This window comes from Mucilaginibacter panaciglaebae (genome assembly GCF_039539265.1).
GTDB classification, from domain to species: Bacteria; Bacteroidota; Bacteroidia; order Sphingobacteriales; family Sphingobacteriaceae; genus Mucilaginibacter; species Mucilaginibacter panaciglaebae.
Map to the genome: position 1 here is coordinate 1 of NZ_BAABCV010000015.1, position 25456 is coordinate 25456.

The following is a 25456-nucleotide window of genomic DNA, read 5'->3' on the forward strand; positions in this document are numbered from 1 at the left end:
AAAACTGGCTTTAATCGCAGTAGCAAACAAGTTAATTAAACAGGCTTTTGCTATCGCTACACAAAAAACAAAATACAACGAAAATTATTCAAATTATATTTGCTTTTAAACACAGTTCATTGCGAGCCTAGCGCGGCAATCGCAAGAAGGACAGTAAGCGCGCGGTTGCTTCGTCGTTCCGCCTCGCAATCACCATTTTTATTTACCCAACAAATCTTTCAACCCCACCAGTTTAAACGCAATTCCATCATAAGCCTTATCGTTGCCAGCCTCATACAAACAAGCCACCTGCTTTTTATAAATCGCAATATCGCTATAAGCTGCCGGCCCGGTAAAGATCGCTTGTTCATATGGCCATGTCTTGCCGTCATCCAAACTCGCGCGAAGCGTTAAGTTAGCCCGCTTTTTCATATTAGCCGGGTTACTAAACAGTAAGATTGTTTTATTTTTTGAAAGCGAAAAGTTTAACAAGCTGCCCTGACACACCGGCTCAATCAGGGCTGTATCCGTTTGCAGATCGGCCCAGGTTTGGCCGCCGTCGGCGCTGGTGGTGTACAGGCGGGTATGCTTTTTACGATCGGCATTTCGGATATTGAGCATGAGGTTACCGCCGTTAAGTTCAGCTACAGTAACCTCATTGGCTTTATCCTGAGGTGTATTATTCCCCAGCTTCCATGTCGAGCCATGGTCATCCGAATAAATAATATGTACAAAGTTTTTATTGGTTGATAACTCTACATGATTTACCGGAACCACCAACCGGCCCTTAAATTTACCGTTCGCTATTTGCAGGCCGTGGCACGGGCCGGTGGCATACCAGGTCCAATCGGGGCGCTTTACATCCCGGGTGATCTCTTTTGGTGCCGACCATGATTTCCCGTCATTAACAGATGATAGAACAAAAACGCGCCGCCCGTCTTTGCCTGTCTGCGTGCGGATTTGTTTTTCATGATCCTGGCCGTTGTTCCAGGTGCTGATGAGTAAAATTTTGTCCATGTTTATATCCTGTACCGGCACCGGGTTACCGCAAGTATTGGTCGAGTCGCTCCAAACTACCTGTATGGGGCTCCAGGTTTTGCCGCCATTGTCAGATCGTCGGAGGACAAGGTCAATATCGCCTGAATCGCCACAATCATTCTTGCGTCCTTCGGCAAAAGCCAGCAGCGTCCCTTTTTTGGTGACGATCATCGCCGGAATACGAAAGCAGCTATAACCAGCATCGCCCGGTTTATAGATATAATTGAGCGGGATATCGCCAGGAATTTTTTTTGTGGGATGCCCGGCCGTGCCAAAAGCAGCGTGTGCAATCAACAGCAATATCGATAGGTATTTAAACCATTGCATTTTCATAAATGCAATATACTTATTTTGCTGCCAGCGGGTTTGGGTAATTATCGCTCTGGTCTTCTGCAACATCGTCCAGACATTGAAAATCCTTTTCTATCAGCAGGTATAGTTCGCCGTCCTTTCCGTCAAATCCAACGGTATCGGTTTTAGCCAACTCCTCCGCTTTAGCAACCGGCACCGTCACGGTTACTTTGTTGTCGATAAAGGACGCGGTAACTGCATCCTGTTCTTTGGCTTCCAGCGCGCAGATCAATTGCTTATTGCCAAAGTTTGTGCTCTCTGCTAAATAATATGCTTTGTTAAACTGATCCACATCGGTTCTGGTTAACCGGTAGCGTACCGAATTACCTTTAATTCTTATCTTCATAAAAACCCTCTTAAACGGCCAGGTTGGTTACTCCGCCAATAATAATAATAGCAGGATGCTTTAATTGTTTGCTTTCGGCCATTGCTACCAGATCTTTTACCAAGCCTTTAACAGACTTTTGTTGTGGCAATGATGCGTGTTGAATAATCGCCGCAGGCGTATCGCCATGCCCCGCATCTGCATATGTTGCCGAAATAGACCCCAGTTGTTTCATTCCCATATATATTACTACGGTGGCATTGCTTTGCATAGCCAGTTTTAAATCGCCTGATAGTGTCCCGTCTTTTTTTGTGCCCGTAACCACCCAGATACCCTCGCTAATGGCACGATGCGTAAGTGGGATATCTTCCAGTCCGGATGCCTGCATACTGGTAATGCCCGGTATATAATAGGTATCGATGCCCTGTTCGCGCGCAAACAGCATTTCCTCAAACCCCCGGCCGAAAATAAAAGGATCGCCGCCCTTTAACCTGATCACACTGCCTTTTTCAAAGGCGAAGTGTTTAATAAGGTTATGAATTTCCTCCTGGGTGGTATAAGCGCCATAAGGTTGTTTACCTACATAAATGTGTTCGCAATCTTTCGGGGTCAAATTAAGCAACTCTTTATTCGCCAAATTATCATAAAGTACCACTTTTGCCTCTTGCAAAAGGCGATAACCTTTTATAGTTATCAATTCCGGGTCGCCAGGACCAGCACCTACAACATATAATACAGGTTTTTTTAACGTATTAGGCATTATTTTTAGTGTATTCTTAAAAATAGCTGATTTTAAAATGGCAAATCGACTATATTCTTAATAAATGTCTGATTAAATGTGGATTTTTTAATTTTCATACGATTAAAATCACATTAATTATCGCTGATTACTCAATTTTAACCCTATTATTATGACTAATATAGCAATATTTTTTGATTTTCTTATTTCTTTTATCTAAACTTGCTATTGTAAATACAATTCTGGTCGCACTTACTTGTATTTATTTAATAAAGAGGCTTTAACAAATAAAAAAACCGTTATGACAAAACCCACCGTCATAGTAGTTGGCAATGGCATGGTGGGCTACAAGTTTTGCGAGAAGCTTGTGGCCAAAACGCCAGACTACAACATTATCGTATTTGGCGAAGAACCACGCCATGCGTACGACAGAGTTCACCTTAGCGAATATTTCAACGGCAAAACCGGCGACGATCTTTCCATGTCTGCCCGCTCATGGTACGAAGAACAGGGCATTATGCTGCGCCTGGGCGACCCAATCCAGGAGATTGACCGACGTAATAAAACCGTCCATTCTTTATTAGGTGTAAGTATACAATATGATTACCTGATTTTAGCCACCGGATCGTCAGCTTTTGTGCCTGACATTCCGGGCGTTGAAAAAGAGGGCGTCTTTGTATACCGCACTATTGAAGATCTGGACCTAATCAAGGCTTATGCTGCAACAGCACGCACCGGGGCAGTAATGGGCGGTGGCCTTTTAGGGCTTGAGGCGGCAAAAGCACTCATCGACTTGGGCATTAAAGACACCCATGTTATCGAGTTTGCCCCACGATTAATGCCACGACAGATCGACTCGGCCGGCAGCGAGATGCTGAGCTCTAAACTAAAAGCGCTTGGATTAAACATCCACCTCAATAAAAGCACCTCGCACATAGGTGGCACCAACAACATAGAAGCATTGCATTTTAATGATGATACCACCTTGCAGGTAGATATGCTGGTTATATCAGCAGGCATCCGCCCGCGCGACGAGCTGGCTAAACTGTCCGGGCTGGAAACAGGCACTCGCGGCGGCATTGTAGTAAATGACAAAATGCAAACCAGCGACGAAAGCATTTTCGCTATCGGCGAATGTGCTTTATATGAGGGTATGATCTATGGGCTGGTCGCGCCCGGCTATGAAATGGCCGACGTGGTGGTTTCGCAGCTTACCGGGGGCAGCAAGCTGTTTTACAGTTTCGACATGAGCACCAGGCTCAAGCTGATCGGCGTTGACGTAGCCAGCTTTGGCGACGCCTTTATCACCGAGCCCGACTGCCGCACCATTGTTTTCGAAGACACCCATAAAGGCATTTATAAACGCATTAACATCACCACCGACGGCCAGTACCTGCTAGGCGGCGTTTTAATTGGCGATGCCGACGCTTATAATATGCTGCTGCAAACGGTCAATAATAAATTGGTATTGCCGCCAAATCCGGAGGATTTGATCCTGGGTTCAAGAGGGGGCGCCGAGAGTGAAGGCGCAGGCGTGATGAATTTACCCGATGACGCACTGATCTGCTCGTGCGAGGCAGTTAACAAAGCTGCTATTTGTTCGTCAGTCACCGATCTGGGCATTACCGGCATCGAAGGCATAAAAAAATGCACCAAAGCGGGCACGGGCTGCGGCGGCTGCGTTCCATTAGTTAAGGATTTGATCGCAGGCACCATGAAAGCCAATGGTCAATACATTAAAAATGTTATTTGTGAGCATTTCGATTATTCGCGCCAGGAGCTTTTTGATCTGATCAAGATCAACAATGTCAAAAACTATGACCTTGCGCTCGACCATTTTGGCCATGGCGATGGCTGCGAGGTATGCAAACCTGCGGTGGCGAGCATCCTGTCAAGCCTTTGGAATGATGTAATTGTTAAGCAGGACACAATACAGGACAGCAATGACCGCTTTTTGGCTAACATACAAAAAGGCGGGACTTACTCTGTGGTTCCGCGCATACCGGGCGGCGAGATCACTCCGGATAAATTAATCGTTATCGGCCAGGTTGCTAAGCGCTATAATTTATACACCAAGATCACCGGGGGGCAGCGTATTGATATGTTTGGTGCGCATTTGAACGACCTGCCTGCTATCTGGGAAGAACTTATTGAAGCCGGATTTGAAAGCGGCCATGCCTATGGCAAAGCGCTGCGTACGGTAAAAAGCTGTGTAGGCAGCACGTGGTGCAGGTTTGGTTTGCACGATAGTGTGTCATTTGCTATTGAGATTGAAGATCGCTACAAAGGCATTCGCGCACCGCATAAATTAAAGGGCGGCGTGAGTGGCTGTATCCGCGAATGCGCCGAGGCAAAATCCAAGGACTTTGGTATCATCGCTACAGAAAAAGGCTGGAACCTGTATGTATGCGGCAACGGCGGCTCTAAACCACAACATGCCGAACTGTTCGCCGGCGATATTGACAAAGAAACACTGGTAAAATACCTGGACCGGTTCCTGATGTTTTACATCAAGACCGCCGAACCATTGTCGCGCACAGCAACCTGGCTAAATAAAATGGACGGCGGCCTGGCCTACCTGAAAAACGTGGTGATCAATGACAGCCTGGATATCTGCAAACAGCTTGACGAAGAAATGCAGGCTTTGGTAAACACTTATCATTGCGAGTGGAAAGAGGTTATTGAAGACCCTGACCTACGCAAACGTTTCAGCCACTTTGTAAACGCACCCGAAGAAAAAGACCCGAGCGTACAATTTGAACCGATGCGCGATCAGGTTAAAGCGACATGGTAATCAACAATTAAGATTTTGACATGGAAACATTAATAGACAACTGGGTGTTGGCTTGCCGCACCAGCGATATCCCCGAAAACGGCGGTGCCTGTGTAAAATTAGGCGATGAGCAAATTGCAATATTTAACTTTACTCGTCGCGGCGAATGGTTTGCTACGCAAAACCTTTGTCCGCACAAACAACAAATGGTGCTATCGAGGGGGATGATAGGCAGCACCGGCGCAAGCTGCGAACCCAAAGTAGCGTGCCCTTTTCATAAAAACACCTTTTCGCTATTAACCGGCGAATGCTTAACAAACGAAGAATTATCTATAAAGACGTACAGTGTACGCGTGGAAGATGGAAAGGTATATATCAATCTTTAAGCAGCTTCTTCGGTAAGTTTAAGGAGCTTGTCATAATTGGCAATTTTGATGCTCTTGCCTGAAAGCTCCAGCAGGTCGTCCTGCGTCAGTTCGCTGATCACCCGGAAAACGGTTTCATAAGTAGCGCCAGCGAACGACGCTAAATCCTGGCGGCTCAGTTCAATATTAATAAAGCCCTCCGCAGTCAGTCCAAATTGATCCTTCAGATTAATCAGCGCTTCTGCAACCCGGCCCTTTACCGGCATGTGCGCCAGATTACGGGTTTTCCGCTCGGATACCCGCAGATCATACGCCAGGAACATTAACAGCTTGTAAGCAAAGTCAGCATTTACTCTCAAAGTTGTTTCAAAGAAATCCATATCCACATAACTAACAATCCCTTCTTGTATTGCGGTTGCCGATATGGAATAAATACCATCGCCACCTAAGGCCCGGTGGCCAAAGATCATACCGGAACTCGCAAACCTTAAAATCAACTCTTTTTCGGCGCCCCAACGTTTGTGGACCTTCACAACGCCGCTATTCACAAAGAAAACACCTTTAACCGGGTCGCCTTCGTTAAAAATAACTTCACTTCGTTTTACTTTATAATTCTTTTTATGCGCCAAAATTGCCGGAAGCCACTCCTTTAAACAATTTTTACACAAAAAACAGGTTTCTATATCTTCAATTAGGGTTATTTTTTTCATTTTATACGACAAGATCAGTTGAAAACACAATTATAGTCAATTTATTAACAATTAATTACATAAATTTTCGGTAATTATAGATTTCAAGTCATCTTTTTAATGAAAATTGGCGATATAAAACATAATTACCAACGAATTTATCGAAAAATAAAACATAAAATTTTATAAAAATCGCATTTACAGCAATTTTTATAATTATATCCTTAAATGTTTATTAATAAATCAAGTAATTGATTAAATAAATCATAAAAATCGCCGCAAAAGTTAATTAAATTTAAAATATACCATTAAATCAGATATATTTACACCTATAAAAGGCCGCAATATTTTAAAAAGACAAAAAATGAAGGAAAACCAGGAATAATAAAATAAAAAACCTTGCCGGGAGGTCGCATTCCCAGGCAAGGCAGACAGTTTTAATCGCTTTAACAAAAAAAACCAACTCAAATGTACAAAAATGAATTAAACCAACGCATAATTGCGTTAATTCTATGGTGTACGTCATGCTTTTTGGCAAAAAACACAAAAACACAGCCTTTTTTTCATCAATGTTGGCTCTCCGCTAATATATACTTGCGCTGTGTAAGCTTATCTGTTACATCAATTCCGGTCAATAACAATAAACTCCTGTATTGATGAAAAATCAACTTACCAAACTCAATATATTTTCATTAAAAGGTGTGCAGATGCGCACTTTTCATATCACCTGGTTAATGTTCTTTGTTTGCTTCTTTGGCTGGTTTGGCCTGGCGCCGTTGATGCCTACCATCCGCGCCGAGCTACATTTAACCAAAACTCAGGTAGGTAACACTATTATCGCGTCAGTAGCGGCAACTATCATTGCCCGCCTTTTGATAGGAAAACTTTGCGATGTATGGGGGCCGCGTAAAACGGCGGTACGCTTATTATTAATTGGTTCGATACCGGTTTTCCTGGTAGGCCTGGCACATGATTATACCAGCTTCGTGTTGTTTCGTTTGGCAATAGGCGTAATTGGTGCATCATTCGTTATCACGCAGTTCCATACATCAATGATGTTTGCACCGAATATCAAAGGCACTGCAAATGCGATAACCGGCGGTTGGGGTAACTTGGGCGGCGGCGTAACCAACATGGTGATGCCATTAATATTTGCCGCCATTGTCGGGTTTGGTTATACCAATGCGGAAGCCTGGCGCTACGCCATGGTGATTCCGGGTGTAATGATGCTGATTATTGCCTTTGTATACTACAAGTTTACTAAGGATACTCCCGAAGGCAATTACGGAGAGATAGGTTACACCAAAGCCAAAAACGGTAAAACAGATTGGTCTGCACTGTCCGACTGGCGCATCTGGGCTTTAGCAATGGCCTACGCCGCCTGCTTTGGCATAGAGCTAACATTTGATAATGTGGCGTCACTGCACTTTGTAGATACGTTTCATCTGAACCAAAGTGCTGCCGGTTTTTGGGCAGGGATATTTGGTTTTATGAACCTGTTTGCCCGCGCTTTGGGTGGTATTGCTTCTGATAAAGCGGGCAGGAAATTTGGCATGCGTGGCAAAGGTTTACTATTAGCAGGCGTACTGCTGTTAGAGGGCGCCGGATTGATCTTATTTGCGCAGGCCGGTTCTTTGATGATGGCCATTATTTGTATGCTGACTTTTGCCCTGTTCCTGAAAATGTCTAACGGCGCAACTTACGGTATTGTGCCATTTGTCAACACCAAAAATGTAGGCTTGGTAAGCGGTATTGTCGGCGCAGGCGGCAATCTGGGCGGCATGCTGTTTGGCTTCTTGTTCAAGTCATCTACCATCACTTATGTAGAGGCATTTACTTATATCGGCTATACGGTGATAGCTGTTTCAGTAATTGTACTGATAACCCGTTTTCAGAAACAACCCGCGGGGGATGTTGCTGTGGATAGCAAATTGGCAGGGGCGGTATAAACAATCCCGCCCCGTCATTTCGACCAACGGGAGAAATCTATACACGCGCAATTCTAAGCAGTGTATAGATTTCTCGCTACGCTCGAAATGACAAACTCTTTTAAATAATCATCCAACAAAAAACAACAATGGCAAAAAAGCACACTGACACCCAACTAAGCACCACCTGCTGTTATTGCGGGGTTGGGTGTGGTGTGCTTTTAAATAAAGAAAAGAATGGCACGGTCAGCCTGGAGGGAAATAAAGGTCATCCGGTAAATAAAGGCGCATTATGCAGCAAAGGCCTTAACCTGCATCATACCGTAAACGACAAGACCGACCGCCTGCTCTATCCGCAAATGCGGTACAATAAAAACATGCCAATGCAGCGCGCGAGCTGGGATGAGGCATTAGATAGAACTGCCGCGGTTTTTAAAACCTTCATTAGTAAATATGGCCCCGATTCGGTAGCCTTTTATGCTTCGGGGCAATGCCTTACCGAGGAGTACTATGTAGTCAATAAGCTCATCAAAGGTTTTATTGGCAGCAATAATATCGATACCAACTCACGCCTGTGTATGAGCAGCGCGGTAGCGGCCTATAAGTTGGCTTTGGGCGAAGATGCTGTTCCGCTATGCTATGACGATATAGAGCTGGCAGATCTGTTTTATGTAACCGGAGCCAACCCGGCCTGGTGTCACCCCATTTTATGGCGACGTGTAGAAGCGCACAAAGCCGCCAACCCCAATGTTAAAATTATTGTGGTGGACCCGCGTGCGACCGACACGGTGAGCGTAGCCGACTTGCATCTGCAAATAAACCCCGGCACCGATATCACTTTGAATCATGCTATCGGGCGTGTACTGATTGAAAACGGCGATATTGACCTGGATTTTGTGACCAATTATGCCGAGGGCTTTGAGGCTTATAGCAAACTGGTTTTTGAAAAAACAGCCGCTGAAGCCGCCCGTATTTGCGGCGTCAGCGAAACTGATATCCGCCTGGCGGCACAATATATCGGTGAGGCCGAAGGCTTTATTACCATGTGGACCATGGGCCTTAACCAAAGCGCCGTAGGTGTGAATAAAAATCTGAGCCTCATTAATCTGAATTTAATAACCGGGCATATCGGCAAGCCCGGTTCAGGGCCGCTGTCGCTTACTGGCCAGCCAAATGCCATGGGCGGACGCGAGGTGGGCGGATTGGCTAACCTGCTGCCTGCTCATCGTGATTTGAGCAACCCTGCACATCGTGAAGAAGTGCAAAAGTTCTGGGGCGGCACAAGCATCAACCCCAGGCCGGGATTGTCGGCTACCGAAATGTTTAAGGCATTAGATGATGGCGGCTTGAAAGCCATCTGGATCATGTGCACCAATCCGCTTACCAGCATGCCCAATGTGCGTTTGGTGGAGGAGGCTTTGAAGAAAGCTAAATTTGTGGTGGTGCAGGAAATTACTAATAAATCGCAATGTTTAGAATATGCTGATGTGATCTTACCCGCCGCAGCCTGGGCCGAGAAGGAAGGTACCATGACCAATTCTGAGCGTCGCATCAGCTACCTGAATAAAGTGTTGGATGCACCCGGCGAAGCCTTACCTGATGCAGAGATCATTTGCCGCTTTGCGCGTAAAATGGGTTATATGGGCTTTGATTTTAAAGATAACGCCGCCATTTATGCTGAACACGCCAAACTTACCGCCAAAACTAATATTGATATCAGCGGACTGAGTTATGACATTTTGAAAGAGCGCAAAACGGTGCAATGGCCATACAAAAAGAAAAGCCCCCCACAGGGTACGCCGCGTTTGTTCACCGACCGGAAATTTTATACACCATCTCAAAAAGCCATCATTCACCCGGTACCTGATACGTTGGCCAGCGAGCAGCCAGACATCGACTTTCCGTTCATCCTCACTACCGGCCGCATCCGCGACCAATGGCATACCATGAGCAAAACCGGCAAAGTGAATAAGCTTAATCAGCATTATGCGCAGGCATTTGTCGAAATACATCCCGCAGATGCGGAACAACTAAAAATTAACGAGGGCGATGTTACCGTTATTACTTCGCGTCGGGGTTCAGTACAGGTAAAGGCCAAAATATCGACACAAATAAAAAGGGGCATGATCTTTTTGCCGATGCATTGGGGTAAGATTTTGGGTAGTGATTTGAACCGCGCCAACAATGTAACCAGCGACCTCGTCGATCCAATCTCTAAAGAACCTGATTTTAAATACTGTGCCGTAAACGTCGCCAAATTTAAAAAGCCGTTTCAGCGCATTGTAGTGATTGGCGCGGGGGCCGGGGCTTATGGTTTTGTCAAGTCGTATCGCGAGTTGAACCGGGACGACGAGATCACCATTTTCAGCAAAGAAAACTATCCTTTTTATAACCGTGTTATGCTGCCCGACTACATCAGCGGCGAGCAGCAATGGGAGCAGCTGGTGAAAATGAAAGACGAGGAAGAACCCCGATACAAGATTAAAATGCTGCGCGGCGTAAGTGTTGAAAAGATTGATCGGGCTAACAAAACGGTAACAGATTCGCGTGGCATTAAAACGCCTTACGATGTTTTGTTAATTGCTACGGGCAGCAGGGCGGCGGTTCCCAAAAACGTACCCGCGCTTCCGGGCATTTTTACCATGCGCAACCGCAATGATGCCGACAGTTTTAAAAAACACATACCGGCAGACGGCCATGTAGTGATAGTAGGCGGTGGTTTGTTGGGCCTGGAAATGGCAGCCTCGCTTCGCGAGATTGGCAAGCGGATTACCATTATCCAACGAACCTCAAGGTTTTTAAACCGGCAATTAGACGCCTTAGGCAGCCAGCTGCTGCATGAGGAAATGGTTGATCAGGGTTGCGATATTTATTATGATGACGAGATCCAGCTGTTTTATGGCAGATCAAAACTATCCGGTATCGGCCTTAAAAGCGGGCGAAAAATTAATTGCGATGCCATGATCCTGGCTATTGGCACCACGCCAAATTATGAGCTGGCCAAAGATTGCGGGCTGGAATGCCGTCGCGGCGTTATTGTTAACGAGCGCCTGCAAACCAGCGACCCTGGCATTTACGCCATTGGCGAGATAGCCGAATTTAACGGCACCCTTTACGGCATCACCGCCGCTGCCGAGCAGCAGGCTCATGTGGTAGCCACCTATATGAACGGCGACATTGCCAGCTACTATAAGGGCAGCCTGTTTATGAATATCATCAAGATTCATGGGTTTGACTTATGCAGTATCGGCCTCTCTGAATGCCCGGACGATGACAATTACGAGGAGGTTGTTTTTACAGACAAAGCCAAGCGCTATTATAAGAAATGCATCATCACCCAGGACAGACTGGTGGGCGCCATATTGATCGGTGACAAGAGCGAATTCCTGGAATTTCGCGACCTGATAGCCAACCAGACCGAGTTGAGCGAGAAGCGCCTGCAGCTACTGCGCAGCGGCAACAAGGCCGACCCGGTTCTGGGCAAACTGGTGTGCAGCTGCAATAACGTAGGCAGCGAAAACATCCGCCAAAAAATTACAGAGCGCTGCGACAACCTGCAAGACCTATGCGCAGCCAGCGGCGCGGGCATGGGCTGCGGATCGTGCCGCCCAGAGGTGAAACGTATTTTAGAAGAAACACTAGCCAATTTACCGGAGGTAAAAAGCGCATGAAACACCTGATCAAGATTAACCTGCCCGGTGGTTTCATATCTGCGGGCGATCTTTACGAGATACTACTCATAGCCGGGAGCGCAGGAGCTTCGACCATACGCTTTGGCAACCGGCAGCAGTTGTATTTTGAGATTGACTTGGATAGCCTGGAAGATCTGGAGCTGGATATGCTAAAATCTGAGATAGCCTATGAAGTGAATACAGATCAGCATCCCAACGTTATCAGCTCGTATGTTACGGACAGTATTTTTAATCACCAGGAGGGCTGGCTGCGCGAAGGGGTTTATAAAGACATTTTCGATGCTTTTGACTACCAACCAATGCTTAAAGTCAACCTGGTGGACAACAATCAAACCTTTGTATCTTTTTTTAGCGGCAACATCAATTTTATAGCGTCGGGCACCAATAATTATTGGTTCGCCTACATCCGTTTCCCTAAAACAGATCAATTATATTGCCTGCCATCACTGGTTTATTCTGAGGATATCCCCGTGTTGGCGCGGGCGATAGAAAAGACCATTTTAAAGCAAAAAGAATTGTTTTACGGCTGTGCCCAAATTGATGAAAAGCTGTTTCATGACATCCTTAAATCCACCCTCAATCTCGCTTTCAGACCAGTTACAGAGCCGCTCAAATTGCCTGACTTTTACCTGCCTTTTTATGAAGGGTTTAACAAGTACGGCAATAAATACTGGCTGGGTATTTACCGGCGTAATGAGTTGTTTCCGTTGGATTTTTTAAAAGATACCTGCTTGCTGTGCCTGAAATCGCGTATCGGCCAAATCTATACCACGCCCTGGAAATCCATCATAATCAAAGGTATTGAGCAAGCCGACCGTGGGCAATGGGGATTGATCTTGAGCAAGTATCATCTAAACATCCGCCATGCGGCAAACGAGCTGAACTGGCAGATCGAAGATATCTGCCCCGAAGGCCTGGCGCTCAAGCAGCAACTGGTACGCGAGTTTGAAGAGGCCGACCTGCGTACCTATCAGCTTTGCTTCGCAATAAAAACGCAGCCCAAAACAGGGCTGCAAGGTTCTATCGTCCTGCGTAAACACGCTGCGGGAACATACGACATCTTACACACCCGCGATTTTAATCCTAACCTGAAAGATGAACTTATTTATCGCGGTCAGGTAAATCCCCGCGACTTGAGTAAGCATCTGATTGCCTTATGCCATTCGTTTTATGATGCGCAAAGCAACACGCTGCCGGCAATTGCCGTGCCCGAAGCGCCTGCCGAACACGAACGCCCCATGCTATACCAGTGCAACTGCTGCCTGACACGTTACGACAAAGCTTATGGCGACCCGGCCAATAACATCGAAAAAGGCACAGAATTTACATCACTACTCCATTATGCCTGTCCGGTTTGCGAGGCCCCGATGTCTGATTTTAGTCTGGTATCCGCGTGATTATCCCCACGATCAGCTGGCTCGCCGGGGGCACTCTCTTAAGTTAAGGACAATATCGGATACCAGGATGCAGAATAATGACAATCGAAGCAAATTATGCCCGATCAAAAAATGACTTATAAGTCATTAAAGGCGATCCAAAGTGATCCAACTTGAGCAGACTCATTTTTTCATCTATCTGACTATCTGGTGATTGTAGATATTTGCTGATCCAAATGATCCAAAGTGATACACACTCGCGTGGATCAATGACAAGGCATTATAGAACAACTGCTATCCGAAACTTTCAGACCACAGTATGCTGATCCATCCAATCTGCCTGCTCCTGTGGCGACAAAAATGTCCAGGCAATAATGCGCGAGTTCTTTTGCCCATGCGCCATGTTGATGGTGCGCACATCGGCAGCTTTTACAAAACGCAGGGTACTGTAAGCGGTAGGCAGCGTATCCTTCTTAGATACCAGCGATGTAAACCACAACACCTGTTTGCCAAATTCGGCGCTTTCTTCAATCGTGCGACGAAGAAAACCGGCTTCGCCGCCTTTTGTCCAAAGCTCATTCTTCTGGCCTCCGAAATTGAGCAGCGTCGGCTTTTTCATTACGCCCAGCTTTTTCCATTTGGTGGTGGTGGCGTCCTGCGCATCTTTAAATGAGGCATGGAACGGCGGGTTACACATGGTCAATTCATAACGCTCGCCGGGTTTAATCATACCGGCAAATATTTTTTCTTTATCGGTTTGCAGCCTTAAGTCAATCCGGCTCTGAAATTCTTTATTGGCTGACAATATCTCACCGGCACTGCGTAAAGCAGCCGGGTCGATATCCGTACCGGTAAATTTCCAATTATAAACACTGTTTCCTATAAGCGGGTATACACAGTTAGCACCAACGCCAATATCCAGCACATGGATGCTATTTCCTTGCGGGATCACGCCGTGGTTGGTATCGCGCAGCAAATCGGCAACATAATGCACATAATCTGCCCTGCCGGGGATAGGCGGACACAGGTACCCCTCCGGGATATCCCAGTCTTTAACGCCGTAGTATTGCCTGAGCAAAGCTTTATTAAGCGCCTTTACCGCCAGCGGATCACTAAAATCAACAGATTCACTGCCGAATTTATTCAGCCCCACAAAAGCTTTCAGTTCGCCGTTAATACGGCATAGCTGTTTAAAATCATACCCTGCGCGATGAATATTCCGCGGATGCATATTTTCTTTTTCGGCTGGTTTTTGCGGCTGGTCTGCTTTCATCGCGCTAAGGTCGGGATTAATAATAAGAATTTATCCGCAGCAGCCCTGGTTTTTAAATGGATTTGTATATACCTTTAAATACCAATTAACCATCTTATGAAACCCAACTTTAAATACCTGCTGTCGGGCATACTGGCGGTTGGCGTGCATGTCGCCCACGCTCAAGACCTGCCAATTAACCCCGGTCCGTACAAACCTACCGAGGAGTCCATGAAGCAATACCAATACCCCGAATGGTTCAGGGATGCCAAGTTTGGTATCTGGGCGCATTGGGGGCCACAGGCCGTACCGCGTCAGGGCGACTGGTATGCCCGTAATATGTATGAGCAGGGCAGTCGTCAAAACAAATGGCACGTAGCTCATTACGGCCCGCCATCAAAATTTGGGTATAAGGATATCATTCCACTTTGGAAGGCCGAAAAATGGGATCCGGATAAGCTAATGGCGCTTTACAAAAAAGCCGGAGCCCGGTACTTTGTAAGCATGGGTACGCATCACGACAATTTCTTCCTGTGGAAATCGGCCCTGCATAAATGGAACGCTTACAACATGGGGCCACATAAAGATGTGGTGGGCCTTTGGCAAAAAGCTGCAAAAAAACAGGGCCTTAAGTTTGGCGTTTCAGAGCATTTAGGTGCCAGCTACACCTGGTTCCAAACGGCACATCGTGCCGACAAAACCGGCGAGTATAAAGATGTTCCTTATGATGGGAATGACCCGCAATATGCCGACCTGTATCATCCAAAAGCCGCAGCAGATGACCATGATTGGTTAAGCAAAAACCCCGAGTGGGCCAAAGAATGGTATGGCTATATCAAAGAGCTGGTAGATAATTATCACCCCGACCTGCTTTATTCAGACAGCGGTTTCCCGTTTGGCGATGTGGGCCGCAGTATGGTGGCTAATTTTTATAATGGCAACATTGCTTACAACAACGGAAACATGACTGCCATATATAATTGCAAGCAAACCTCAAACGGAACCTGGGTTCAGGACCTGGAACGAGGCGTACAGGATGCCATCAACCCATACCCATGGCAAACCGACACCTCTATAGGCGACTGGTTTTACCAAACCGGCCAGCAATACAAAACAGGCACAGAGGTTATCCAGATGCTCGTAGACATTGTAAGCAAAAACGGCAACCTGCTCATCAACATTGTCCAGACACCAGAGGGCGACCTGGAACCCGATGTGCTTAAAATTGTTAACGATATTGCCAACTGGATGCCCCAAAACGGCGCGGGCATTTATGGCACCCGCCCATGGAAAGTTTACGGCGAGGGGCCGTCCACCATTAAATCGAATATGAAAAAGGGGCAGTTTAGCGGGTTGAGCGATACCCGTCCATATCAGTCATCAGACATCCGGTTTACGACTAAAGGCAACAAGCTTTATGCGTTTTGCATGGAAAAACCCGATGGCGATGTCCGCATCGCGTCATTAGGTAAAAACTCAAAACTGAATGATAAAAAGATTGCCAAAGTATCGCTGTTGGGCAGCAACCAAAAATTAAAATGGAGCCAACAAGATGATGCATTGGTAATTACAAAACCCGCCACCTTGCCTGATTGGGCCGTACAGGGTTTCGAAATAGAACTGGATTAAGACGGCAAATAATTTTTAAAAAATGCGTCCCGGATAACAACTAATTAAACATTTATTGGTTAAACCTTTAGTGCAGGGCAGATAAATATAATCTGCCCTGCACTGATAAATATTTAGAAATGTTAGTCACCGCTTTAGAAATATTACTGCTTTTTGGCGCTGTGGTTGTGCCGCTTGTTCCGCGCAAATCCAAAAGTAATGCTAAGATTAAATCGCAGCGACCTGCCCCTCCCGATTTATCCAATTTTGTTATTAACGAAGACGGCAAACTGGAAGAGATTAATAACCCTCACGACACTTCGTTATTTCAGTAAGCCAACCAATTTTGTATCGATAATAATACCTAAGCCTTTAAGGCTAACTGCATTTTTTGCGTTTATTTGGGCAACTAATTACCGGTCATGAAAAAAGCAATCCTACTTGCAGCCTTTAGCCTGATTTTAGGCAGCGCATTTGCACAAACGTTTACCAACCCCATACTACCAAGCGGTGCCGACCCCTGGAATATTTATAAAGACGGCTATTACTACTATACCAATTCAAGCGGCCGCAACCTGGTAATCTGGAAAACTAAAGATCTGACCGAACTGCGCTCGGCCGAGCGGAAGGTAGTTTGGACGCCGCCGCCGGGCACCATGCACTCTAAAGAAATATGGGCGCCTGAACTGCATTTTTTACAGGGCAAATGGTACATGTATTTTGCTGCCGATGACGGCAAAAACAACCATCACCGCATGTATGTGGTTGAAAATGCATCGGCCGACCCAACGGAGGGTGAATGGACCTTTAAAGGCCAGATAGGCGACGAAACCAACAAATGGGCTATTGACGGTACAGTATTCGAAAACAAGGGCCAACTATACATGCTTTGGTCGGGCTGGGAAGGCGACAAGAATGGTATGCAAAGTATTTACATAGCTAAAATGAGTAACCCCTGGACTGTAAGCAGTAAGCGTGTGCGCCTGTCAAGCCCGCAGTATGCCTGGGAGAACAACAGCGGCATTGGTGTTTTGGTAAACGAGGGGCCAGAGATTTTAACACACAAAGGCAAGATCTTTCTGATCTATTCGGCCAGTGGTTGCTGGACAGATTTTTATGCTTTGGGGATGCTTAGTACTTCTGCTAATGCCAATTTGATGGATTCGCTGTCATGGAAAAAATCACCGACACCTGTGTTTTCGCAAAATCCGGAGAATAAGATCTATGCGCCAGGCCATAATTCGTTCTTCAAGTCGCCCGATGGCAAAGAAGATTGGATCCTGTACCATGCCAACGCCAACCCAGGCGACGGTTGTGGGGGCAAGCGTGCACCACGCATACAGAAATTCACCTGGAAGAAGGATGGGACGCCCAATTTCGGCGTGCCTTTAAAAGACGGCGTTGAGATGCAGAAACCATCGGGGACTAAATGATATGATCTATTAAAATAACACTTTGTCATCCTGGCATAGCGAAAAATCTATAAACGTTGCAATCCGCGCTCGACAGATTCTTCGGTACGCTCAGAATGACAAAAAATAATAACCTTATGAAATTAAAGAAAGTGGCACTGCTAATCGCTTTCGGCATTTTTATGTTGGCCGATGTACAAGCGCAGGTAAATGCAGATAAGGGTGTATGGATGCTGACCTATTTCCGCCAGCGGTACCCTACTAAAATTGAGATCAACGATCAAGGCCAGACGGTTGAGGTACCACTGCCTAACCCTATGCTGGTTGCACAGATGCACGTTGCCCTATCAAACGACGGCCGGCACTGGACACCTATAAATGATAATAAGCCCATCTGGGACCAACATATGCGCGACCAGTTTGTGCACCGCTGCCCTGATGGTTTATGGCGATTGGTTGCCACCGGTGGTGGCCGCGGTGCCGGCGACCGCCGGCAAGTTGGGCCGAGTTGTTTATATGCCAGCTCAAAAGACCTGATACACTGGCAGGTTGAAGGCGCCTTACCACTGATGAAAGATGTTAAAGACGAAAATGGCCAATTTGTAAAAAACATCTGGGCGCCTGAGTTTTATTATGACGAGGCTCAAAAAGATTATGTACTGTTCTGGTCGTCAACCTTTAAACCCGAGGGCTGGCAGGAAAGCCGGCTGTGGTATTGCCGCACCAAAGACTGGAAAACTTTCACCCCGGCTAAAGTACTGTATGCACCGGGTTATTCAGTTATCGACGGTACGATGATCAAGCATGAAGACACTTATTATTTGATCCACAAAGAAGAAGAATTTAGCCCGCGCACCGGCGAACGCCGCGCTATACGCCTGGCTACTTCAAAAAATATTGAAGGGCCTTATACGGTTTATCAAGGGCCATTAAACAAGGGGCAGATAGCGCCAACTATTACAGAGGGCCCAAGTGTTATGGCCGACCCAATGCATCCGAAAGGCTGGCTGCTGTACTATGATTTCCCCATGGCCGACGATTACGGCATATCTTCGTCGCCCGATCTGTATCATTGGACCATTGAGAAGGACGTGACCCTGCCGCCCGATGCCCGTCACGGTAGTTTATCGAAACTTACAAAAGAGGAAGCAAAGGCTCTATTGGCAGCTTTTCCGAACAGTAAATAATCAGGCCCCGGTTGAGCCTTCTTTGGCCAGGTCATTTATTTTGTTTTGGTAGTAAACCTCGCGTAATTCGTCGGCTGAAACGCTTAGTGCATTTGCCAGGGTGCGGAGCTTCCCGGGCCGCATCTGCTGTTTATCAGTCTCTATTTTACTTACCCAGGCCCTGTCTACGGTCATCAGCCGGGCCAGGCAGGCTTGTGACAAACCTGCCGCTTTACGCTTTTCACGGATGTATCCGCCAATGGTTTGAGTTGGAGCAGTTTCCTTTTTACCCGGCTTGCTTTTAATCTTCGGCTTTGAAAATACGGTTTCTGCCTCCTCATTTAATTTTCTAACGGGCTCAAACATCTCCAGAAACTGATTAGACATTTTAACAAAGACCGACTCGTTAACCGAATAAATTGTCTCTTTATCTTTTATTTGGCTTTTAATGATATCAAGATGTTTCAGCTCATTAATATGCTGATTAACGGTCTGTCGGTTATACGGTATTTCTGACAGCATTCCGCGTTTAACAGCGTTACCGTTTTCAAGGATAAACCGTACAATACAAATACGTACCGGCAGTGCCAGCGCTTTTACAAAATTAGAGAGCGCCACATCTGCAGGCGACATATAGGAGTTACTTATATTCATCAGATTTAAAGCACATTAACTATCGCGTAATATATAGGAGCTAGAGCGCTGTTTAAACAACTTACCGTATATAGATTTGCGGTGGCCATAAATGAGGCTATGTGTGATTTCGCTCTCTCAAAAATAGGTCGACAATGTTATGAAGGTATTGCAAACCAGTTAATTAATTGTTAAACAACAGTGCCGCTACACCCTCTATTTACCCTGCGGAAATGCCGAATCCGGATTTCAAAATGGTAAAAAAGAAAGGGCCGTCACAGCTATGATTGTGACGACCCAATTCGTATTATAAACAACGTACTATTTACAGCACCAGGAGTATTACAAGCCAGGAGCTTTAGTAGCAAAGTCGTAACTTGTCCAGGCGAAAGCTGATTTGTCAGCACCGGTGTTAGCTGTATTGTTGAACACCAGTTTGGCGAAGTCGGTATATACATACGCAGGGTAAGAACCTGTAGCACCGAAGTTTGCACCAGGAATAGGGCTGCTGGCAGATGTCGTTACGCCGGTTGCACCAATAAAGCTCGGACCTGTGTAGTTCATGTCGATTTTAACGTCGGCAGCAAGAGCAGGGCCTGTACCGTCGTTGAATTTGATCAAACCGTTTGTTGGATTGGCAGCGGTAGTAGCCCAAAGAACTTTTGCGTTGTTAATGGTCAATTTACAACCTGTACGGTAAGTAAAACCTGCACGAAGTGAATAAGCCGGATTGCCAGCTGTGCCAGAATCATTACCGCTTGCATTATAAACGCCTACCGAAAGGTTGGTGAAAGTAGGATTTGACAAATTAGTTGTAATTGCAGGAGTAGATGCAAGGTCAGAGAAACCGCCATCGCCTTCCATCATACCAGAACCGTTGGTAATGTCTATAAATCCGGCTTCACGAACTTCGATAACATTGGTAGCGGTACCATTCCAACCTAAACACCAGTCAAAAGTATCGTCAGCAGAGTTTACTACTAAAACGTTAGTAACATTTACGGTTCCGCCAAAGAATTCGATGTTGTCATCAGAGCCATCGTGCAACCAAAGGTTTTTAAGCGTTGTACCTGTACCTTGTGCATATAAAGAAAGGTTGTTACCTTCTTTGGTAGCGTTAACACGCGCACCTGCATAAGCAATTTCTACATATTCCAGATCTCCCGAACCGTCCGCATCGCTGCTACCACCATAAAGTGCATCACCAAGCTCGGTAGTTTGGGTGTAAGAGCCATCTCTAGTCCCGGTAGCCGCGTTGACAAGCGTAGCTTTACCACACAAGAAAACACCCATCCAATCTCCAGGTTTTTTGTTAGCGGAAGTGAAGCGGATTGGTGCGGTAGCAGTACCTACGGCATTCAGTTTACCACCTTGCATTACTTCTACAGATACGCTGGTAGCAGCAGTGCCGCCCGTAGCATTCGCAGTAATGGTAGTACCCGGGCTTAGCTTTAATGTAGCACCGTCAACTACAATTAAACGACCGGTGAGCGTATAGTTACCGGCAGGCAAAGTAACGTTTCCGTTTACTTTTCCTTTCAGGTTATTTGCATCGTAGTCAGGGTCTGTCAGTGATGAGATGTACCCGTCTTTTGTACCAGTAGGAGTAGTACCACCGTTGTTGTTGTTATCTTTTTTACTACAAGACGCGAGTGCTACTGCAAATGCAGCTAATATGAACACTTTTTTCATGATTTTTTTTTGTTTTAAATTGATGTTGAATACCTTAGTATATTTTAATAATTATAGATGCCAGCCAAGCCCTAAAAACAAGGTTATACCTCTTTTATAGCTACTTATCAGTACGTCTGTTGTTTTGCCGGTAACGTTCGATGTTGATTTTTGCGTTAGTTCAAACTTGGGATCCAGGATGTTTCTTCCGCCAAGGCTTATGGTTAACCTGGACTTTTTCAATCCAAAGCTGTTAATAAAATCAAGTGTAGGAACTGCTTTTTCCAGTACGTTTTCACGTCCTGTTGTTCCTACAGAAAATACTTTGTCATAAGCATAGTTAAATACCAGGGTCGATAAAAACGAAGCCTTATCGTTGTCCATACTATAGCTCAAATCAGAGTTGATAAGCAAGGGAGAAGCGCCTTGCATTTTCCCTTTTTGATGAGTAAATGTCGCCGATACAAGACCCGTTGTTACATCTGTTTGGTCTTCCTGGCTATACAGATAAGAAGCGTTGAATCCGAAAGAAAGGTCACTGTTATTTCTTTCGCCTTTAAAAGTGTACAAGGTTTTTCTTACTTCCACTTCAGCACCTGCAACATTAGCGTTTTTGGTATTGACATAAGAGTAATCAAGCCCAGGCGTATTCATGATCATTCGCACAACAGGGTTTTGGATTTTTTTGTAAAAAGCACCTACCGAAATAATCTCTTTTCTTGATAAATAATAATCATATTTTAAATCGGCATTATAATCTATTGAAGGTACCAGATACGGGTTCCCGCGTTCATTGAAGTTAATGTCGTTGTACAGAAAGTTTGCCATTTCCTTAAACTGTGGCATGGTGTAGGTTTCGCTTGCGGCAAAACGCAACGCGTTTTTGTCGTTGATGCTGTATTTAATATTTAAGCTTGGCAACAAATAATTTTTGTCAATAAGCGATGGCGGTGTAGTAAGATCTGTAACTGTACTTGTAATGTTGGTATTCCAGGTAATAGTTTGTTCTACATTTTCGTTTCGCAAACCAACTTGTACCATCAGGTTTTCGTTTACAGGATAAAATAACTGTGCGTAGCCAGCCCCAATTTTGCGATGTCCGATATAAAACATAGGGTCTAAGTTGGTATTGTTCCACAAAGTGATCAGTTTGAACGCCCCTACATTAAGGTTTTGCTGATTTAGTGAAGCGTCGGGGTGGTTCGGGTCGACGCTTAATCCGCTTTGCTGATAATCAAACTCCGTGAAATTGAAAGTCCTGTCTGTTTTTCTGTAGTTACCCCCCAAAGTCAAAACCACCGGCAAATTTGCTTCCGGATTAAACTTATAATTTACTTCTGCTTTGGCGCCCAAATCATTTTCGTTGAGTACAGAAAAAAAGCGATTGTTGTCTCCGGGAGAATTAGCGCTTAAAATGTAGCTTCCGGAAGTCGTCATGGCATAAGCATTGGTTTTTCTGTCCGGCTCCGTTCCGCGCAAAGTGCTGTATACTGCACCAATGTTTGCGTTGATTTTGCGGCTGAATTTATAATTTGCCAGTAACTGGTTGGAGAACAAATTGTTACTATTATTTTGCTGACGAACGATGAGCGAATTTTGTGCATCAGCTGAACCCAGGTTGTCATTAATATCTTTATTATATCCCAAATAATTTCCTACAAACTGGGCATCGCTATGAATAAAAAGTGAGTTCAACGAAACACTGCCTTTAGTGTGCCTGAATTTTACATTTCCGAGCAAAGACTGGGTAGTTCTGTAATCGTAGCGCTTCACGTCCATAGCCTGCTGGTAATCGCCCGTGTTTGTCGCCTGTCCTATAAAGCCAGTTCTGTAGGAATAATCGCTCATGTTACTGGCGACACCAAACAATGAAAGCGTGTTTCTACCTTTCCCTACATTAAATTTGCGGCCACCGGTGATATTGAAGTTTGTATTTATCGGGGTTAAAGCCTTCTCGGTTTGAAAGCTCGATTTAAAGGTATACCGGTTCAAATCTGTAATCGGCGAATTTCTGCCATTTTTCAGAAAACCGAAATAACTGAAAGCGCCCTCTGCAACTGCAAACCTGCTTACCGAAACGGCATTGGTATTAGCGCCACCCTCAACATAAATACTTAAGAAACTGCGATCATCCAGTTCTTTTGAAGAAATATCAATATTCGCTCCGGCATTATCGCCGTATATGGTCGCGCTGAACGTTTTGTTGACGTTGATGTTTTTGATAATATTGGATTGGAAAAAATCCAACGAAATGTTTTTATACAAAGGATCCTCTGAAGGAAGCGGCAATCCGTTGAGAGAAGTAGAATTGTACCTGTCGCCAAGACCACGGACGAACACGTTTTTGGCGCTTTCCAATTTAACAATCCCGGCAGTTTTGGTAACTGCTGTGGCGGCGTTAGAAGCACCTTTTTTAGCCATTTCCTGCGAACCTATGGCCTGTTTCATTTCTACAGACTTTTTCTGCTCTGCAAGTAATGCAGTTTCTTTTTCACGACTAGTCTTTTGTTGCACTATCACCACTTCGTTCAACTGCTTGCTTCCTGAATGTAATGCTTTATCAATGGCAAGCGTTTCACCAGCTTTTATAACAACTTTCTCCTCAATCGCCTCATATCCTACCAGGCTAAACAAAATAGTATAAGTTCCCGGTTCTACACTGATGGCATATTTCCCTTTTTCGTCTGAAGCAGTCGCGACTGCTGTACCTTTTATTGTTACGCTCACTAACGGCAAAAAACTGTTTGAGCTTTGGTCTGTTACCGTTCCTGTAACAACGCTTTGGCTTTGGGCAAACGATACTGAAATATTTAAGACAATAAGAAAGAAGAGGAGCGGAAATCTTTTAATCATATGGCTATTTTACCTGTCGCCAAAAGTACCCCCGCTGCATTAAGGATGTGTTAAGCAGATATTATCAAATCGAATATATTAGATATTAATTACATGGCTGGATAATAAAGTATCTTATCAAAGATTAGAAAATTCTAATCTGACCATAAATAACAAGCTCTATATTAGCGGCGTAAAACAAGATGGCAGTACACAAAACAGCTCAATTCGACCTTAAAGACCAGCAAATGTCAGCCTTGGCTAAGGCTATGTCGCATCCTGCCCGTATTGCTATATTACGTATCCTGGCTCAACATGAGCGCCTAACCTGCGGCGAAATAGTGGACCTATTACCTTTAGCTCAGGCAACCGTATCACATCATTTAAAAGATCTGGTAGCGGTATCGCTGATCAGCCTTATCCATGAAGGCAAAAAATCCTTATATGAGCTTAACTGGCAAACTTGGGAGTCATTCACCAGCGAGTTTAGTTTTATGCTAAGCCTTTTAAATACAGGCGACAAATAAGAAACTATCTATTAATGCAGATTAAAAGCAACCATAGCTCTTATGGAATAACCATTTTGAGTTCCGGTTGTACCAACATCTCTTATAGCTTCTGAGCTGAAGGCTGTGCTATGGGTAGCATAAAATACCGGCCCACCGCATAGCGAGAATGAAAATTTGGAATATAAAGGGGCATAGTTTAATGATGGGCCAACCAAAAGTTTGGCACCGCCTTCTGCCTCATCAGCTTCCCAGAAACCTTCAAGGTCTTCGCCTACTGCTTCAATACCAGCAAAGAACGCTCCGGCTATTTTATGCTGATAGCCAGCGCTTGTGATCAGGTCAATACCATCGCGGTACTTGCCAAAAGCTTTTTCAAATTTCAAGTTACCTCCGATGCGCCACTTCGGGGCTTCGAAGGCGGCAGTAACACGGCTAAACATGGCGGCTGTATTTGAAAAATCGCGGTTAGCACCGAGGCCGACACCAAAGCGGGCGCCATAAAAATTTTTTCCACCCACTACATCGCGAATTACTTCGGCCTGTTGGGCGCTGTTTACACTGCCTGTGCGTGAAAAACCTAAGTCGGCATTGGCGTATAGTGTAAAACGATTACCCAAATAACCTTTTAATGCCAATTGCTGGTCGACACCGTCATAACCAAAAGCACCACTGGTACGTTCGGCCAGGTTACCTGATGAGCTGACACTTAAGAAAGGCGCTTCGGCAGTGAAAGTATTTACGGAAAACAGGAAAGGCTGCGTGGCTGAACCTATAGGCGCCATTAATTTATTAATTGTTTGGGTTTGTGCAAAGGTTGATGTGCCGGTCATCAAAGTAATCAGCACAATAAAAAGGTTTTTCTTCATGACTTAAATATGGTAATGCAACATTGGTTGATCGTATTCCTCTTTAAAGATAATAAACAAATAACCAATATCACTCAGCATAAAGCTACCAAGTCAATGTTAAATCTGTTTTAACCGGATGTATCAGTATCGATACAAAGAAAAAACGATCCATAACAACTGTATTATGGTAAGATCAAATTGAAGATATCGTGCTGAGACTTTCGAAAGTCACATCCATAATTAATTTATAAAGAAGCCCAGAAAATTCCG

19 protein-coding genes are annotated in these 25456 nt (G+C 45.1%); 10 read left to right on the plus strand and 9 right to left on the minus strand.

The window, feature by feature from the left end; all coding sequences use genetic code 11:
* Positions 1-198: 198 nt before the first annotated feature.
* From ABD772_RS16600 to cobA, 3 genes are read right to left on the minus strand one after another with little or no spacing between them, the layout of a single operon-like run.
* Positions 199-1344, minus strand: a complete 1146-nt coding sequence (locus tag ABD772_RS16600; protein WP_345107036.1) for a sialidase family protein — start codon at positions 1342-1344, stop codon at positions 199-201.
* A 19-nt stretch (positions 1345-1363) separates the two neighbouring features.
* Entirely contained in the window at positions 1364-1714 is a 351-nt protein-coding gene (locus tag ABD772_RS16605) for a DUF7009 family protein (protein WP_345107038.1), read from the minus strand.
* A 10-nt stretch (positions 1715-1724) separates the two neighbouring features.
* On the minus strand, positions 1725-2453 hold the full coding sequence (gene cobA, locus ABD772_RS16610; protein WP_345107041.1) for a uroporphyrinogen-III C-methyltransferase: 729 nt from the start codon (positions 2451-2453) through the stop codon (positions 1725-1727).
* 280 nt (positions 2454-2733) lie between these two features.
* Between cobA and nirB the strand changes: the two genes are divergently transcribed.
* Complete coding sequence (gene nirB / locus ABD772_RS16615; protein ID WP_345107043.1) at positions 2734-5226, plus strand: nitrite reductase large subunit NirB; 2493 nt, start codon at positions 2734-2736, stop codon at positions 5224-5226.
* 20 nt (positions 5227-5246) lie between these two features.
* Complete coding sequence (gene nirD / locus ABD772_RS16620) at positions 5247-5591, plus strand: nitrite reductase small subunit NirD (protein WP_345107046.1); 345 nt, start codon at positions 5247-5249, stop codon at positions 5589-5591.
* On the opposite strand, the gene ABD772_RS16625 is transcribed toward nirD, so the two are convergent.
* Positions 5588-6280 (minus strand): Crp/Fnr family transcriptional regulator, encoded by a 693-nt coding sequence (locus tag ABD772_RS16625; RefSeq protein WP_345107049.1) that lies wholly within the window; start codon positions 6278-6280, stop codon positions 5588-5590. The genes nirD and ABD772_RS16625 overlap by 4 nt on opposite strands.
* 635 nt (positions 6281-6915) lie before the next feature.
* On the opposite strand from ABD772_RS16625, the gene ABD772_RS16630 reads away from it, so the two are divergent.
* From ABD772_RS16630 to ABD772_RS16640, 3 genes are all read left to right on the plus strand, one after another.
* Positions 6916-8208 (plus strand): MFS transporter, encoded by a 1293-nt coding sequence (locus ABD772_RS16630; RefSeq protein ID WP_345107052.1) that lies wholly within the window; start codon positions 6916-6918, stop codon positions 8206-8208.
* 128 nt (positions 8209-8336) lie between these two features.
* Positions 8337-11858, plus strand: coding sequence for a molybdopterin-dependent oxidoreductase (locus tag ABD772_RS16635; protein ID WP_345107054.1), 3522 nt, complete (start codon positions 8337-8339; stop codon positions 11856-11858).
* Positions 11855-13276: a rubredoxin gene (locus tag ABD772_RS16640; RefSeq protein ID WP_345107056.1), complete on the plus strand. Its 1422-nt coding sequence runs from the start codon at positions 11855-11857 to the stop codon at positions 13274-13276. The genes ABD772_RS16635 and ABD772_RS16640 overlap by 4 nt, the downstream gene beginning before the upstream one ends.
* Before the next feature lie 286 nt (positions 13277-13562).
* Here ABD772_RS16640 and rlmF read toward each other — a convergent pair whose 3' ends face one another.
* Positions 13563-14528: a 23S rRNA (adenine(1618)-N(6))-methyltransferase RlmF gene (rlmF, locus tag ABD772_RS16645; RefSeq protein ID WP_345107059.1), complete on the minus strand. Its 966-nt coding sequence runs from the start codon at positions 14526-14528 to the stop codon at positions 13563-13565.
* Positions 14529-14624: 96 nt separating this feature from the next.
* On the opposite strand from rlmF, the gene ABD772_RS16650 reads away from it, so the two are divergent.
* The 4 genes from ABD772_RS16650 to ABD772_RS16665 all read left to right on the plus strand — a co-directional run bounded on the left by ABD772_RS16650 (position 14625) and on the right by ABD772_RS16665 (position 18714).
* Entirely contained in the window at positions 14625-16136 is a 1512-nt protein-coding gene (locus ABD772_RS16650) for an alpha-L-fucosidase (RefSeq protein ID WP_345107062.1), read from the plus strand.
* 119 nt (positions 16137-16255) lie between these two features.
* Positions 16256-16450 carry a hypothetical protein gene (locus tag ABD772_RS16655; RefSeq protein WP_345107064.1) on the plus strand — a complete coding sequence of 65 codons (195 nt, stop codon included), beginning with the start codon at positions 16256-16258 and terminating at the stop codon, positions 16448-16450.
* Positions 16451-16537: 87 nt separating this feature from the next.
* On the plus strand, positions 16538-17548 hold the full coding sequence (locus ABD772_RS16660) for a glycoside hydrolase family 43 protein (protein ID WP_345107066.1): 1011 nt from the start codon (positions 16538-16540) through the stop codon (positions 17546-17548).
* A 116-nt stretch (positions 17549-17664) separates the two neighbouring features.
* Positions 17665-18714 carry a glycoside hydrolase family 43 protein gene (locus ABD772_RS16665; protein ID WP_345107068.1) on the plus strand — a complete coding sequence of 350 codons (1050 nt, stop codon included), beginning with the start codon at positions 17665-17667 and terminating at the stop codon, positions 18712-18714.
* Here the strand turns inward: ABD772_RS16665 and ABD772_RS16670 are convergent, their stop codons facing one another.
* The 3 genes from ABD772_RS16670 to ABD772_RS16680 all read right to left on the minus strand — a co-directional run bounded on the left by ABD772_RS16670 (position 18715) and on the right by ABD772_RS16680 (position 23850).
* Entirely contained in the window at positions 18715-19347 is a 633-nt protein-coding gene (locus ABD772_RS16670) for a helix-turn-helix domain-containing protein (RefSeq protein ID WP_345107070.1), read from the minus strand.
* A 321-nt stretch (positions 19348-19668) separates the two neighbouring features.
* Positions 19669-21018, minus strand: a complete 1350-nt coding sequence (locus ABD772_RS16675; RefSeq protein WP_345107072.1) for a hypothetical protein — start codon at positions 21016-21018, stop codon at positions 19669-19671.
* A 51-nt stretch (positions 21019-21069) separates the two neighbouring features.
* On the minus strand, positions 21070-23850 hold the full coding sequence (locus ABD772_RS16680) for a TonB-dependent receptor (protein WP_345107074.1): 2781 nt from the start codon (positions 23848-23850) through the stop codon (positions 21070-21072).
* Between the two features lie 182 nt (positions 23851-24032).
* Here ABD772_RS16680 and ABD772_RS16685 point away from each other — a divergent pair, with 182 nt between their 5' ends.
* Positions 24033-24356: an ArsR/SmtB family transcription factor gene (locus tag ABD772_RS16685; protein ID WP_345107077.1), complete on the plus strand. Its 324-nt coding sequence runs from the start codon at positions 24033-24035 to the stop codon at positions 24354-24356.
* A gap of 11 nt (positions 24357-24367) precedes the next feature.
* Here ABD772_RS16685 and ABD772_RS16690 read toward each other — a convergent pair whose 3' ends face one another.
* Positions 24368-25204, minus strand: coding sequence for a hypothetical protein (locus tag ABD772_RS16690; protein ID WP_345107080.1), 837 nt, complete (start codon positions 25202-25204; stop codon positions 24368-24370).
* Positions 25205-25456: the final 252 nt, after the last annotated feature.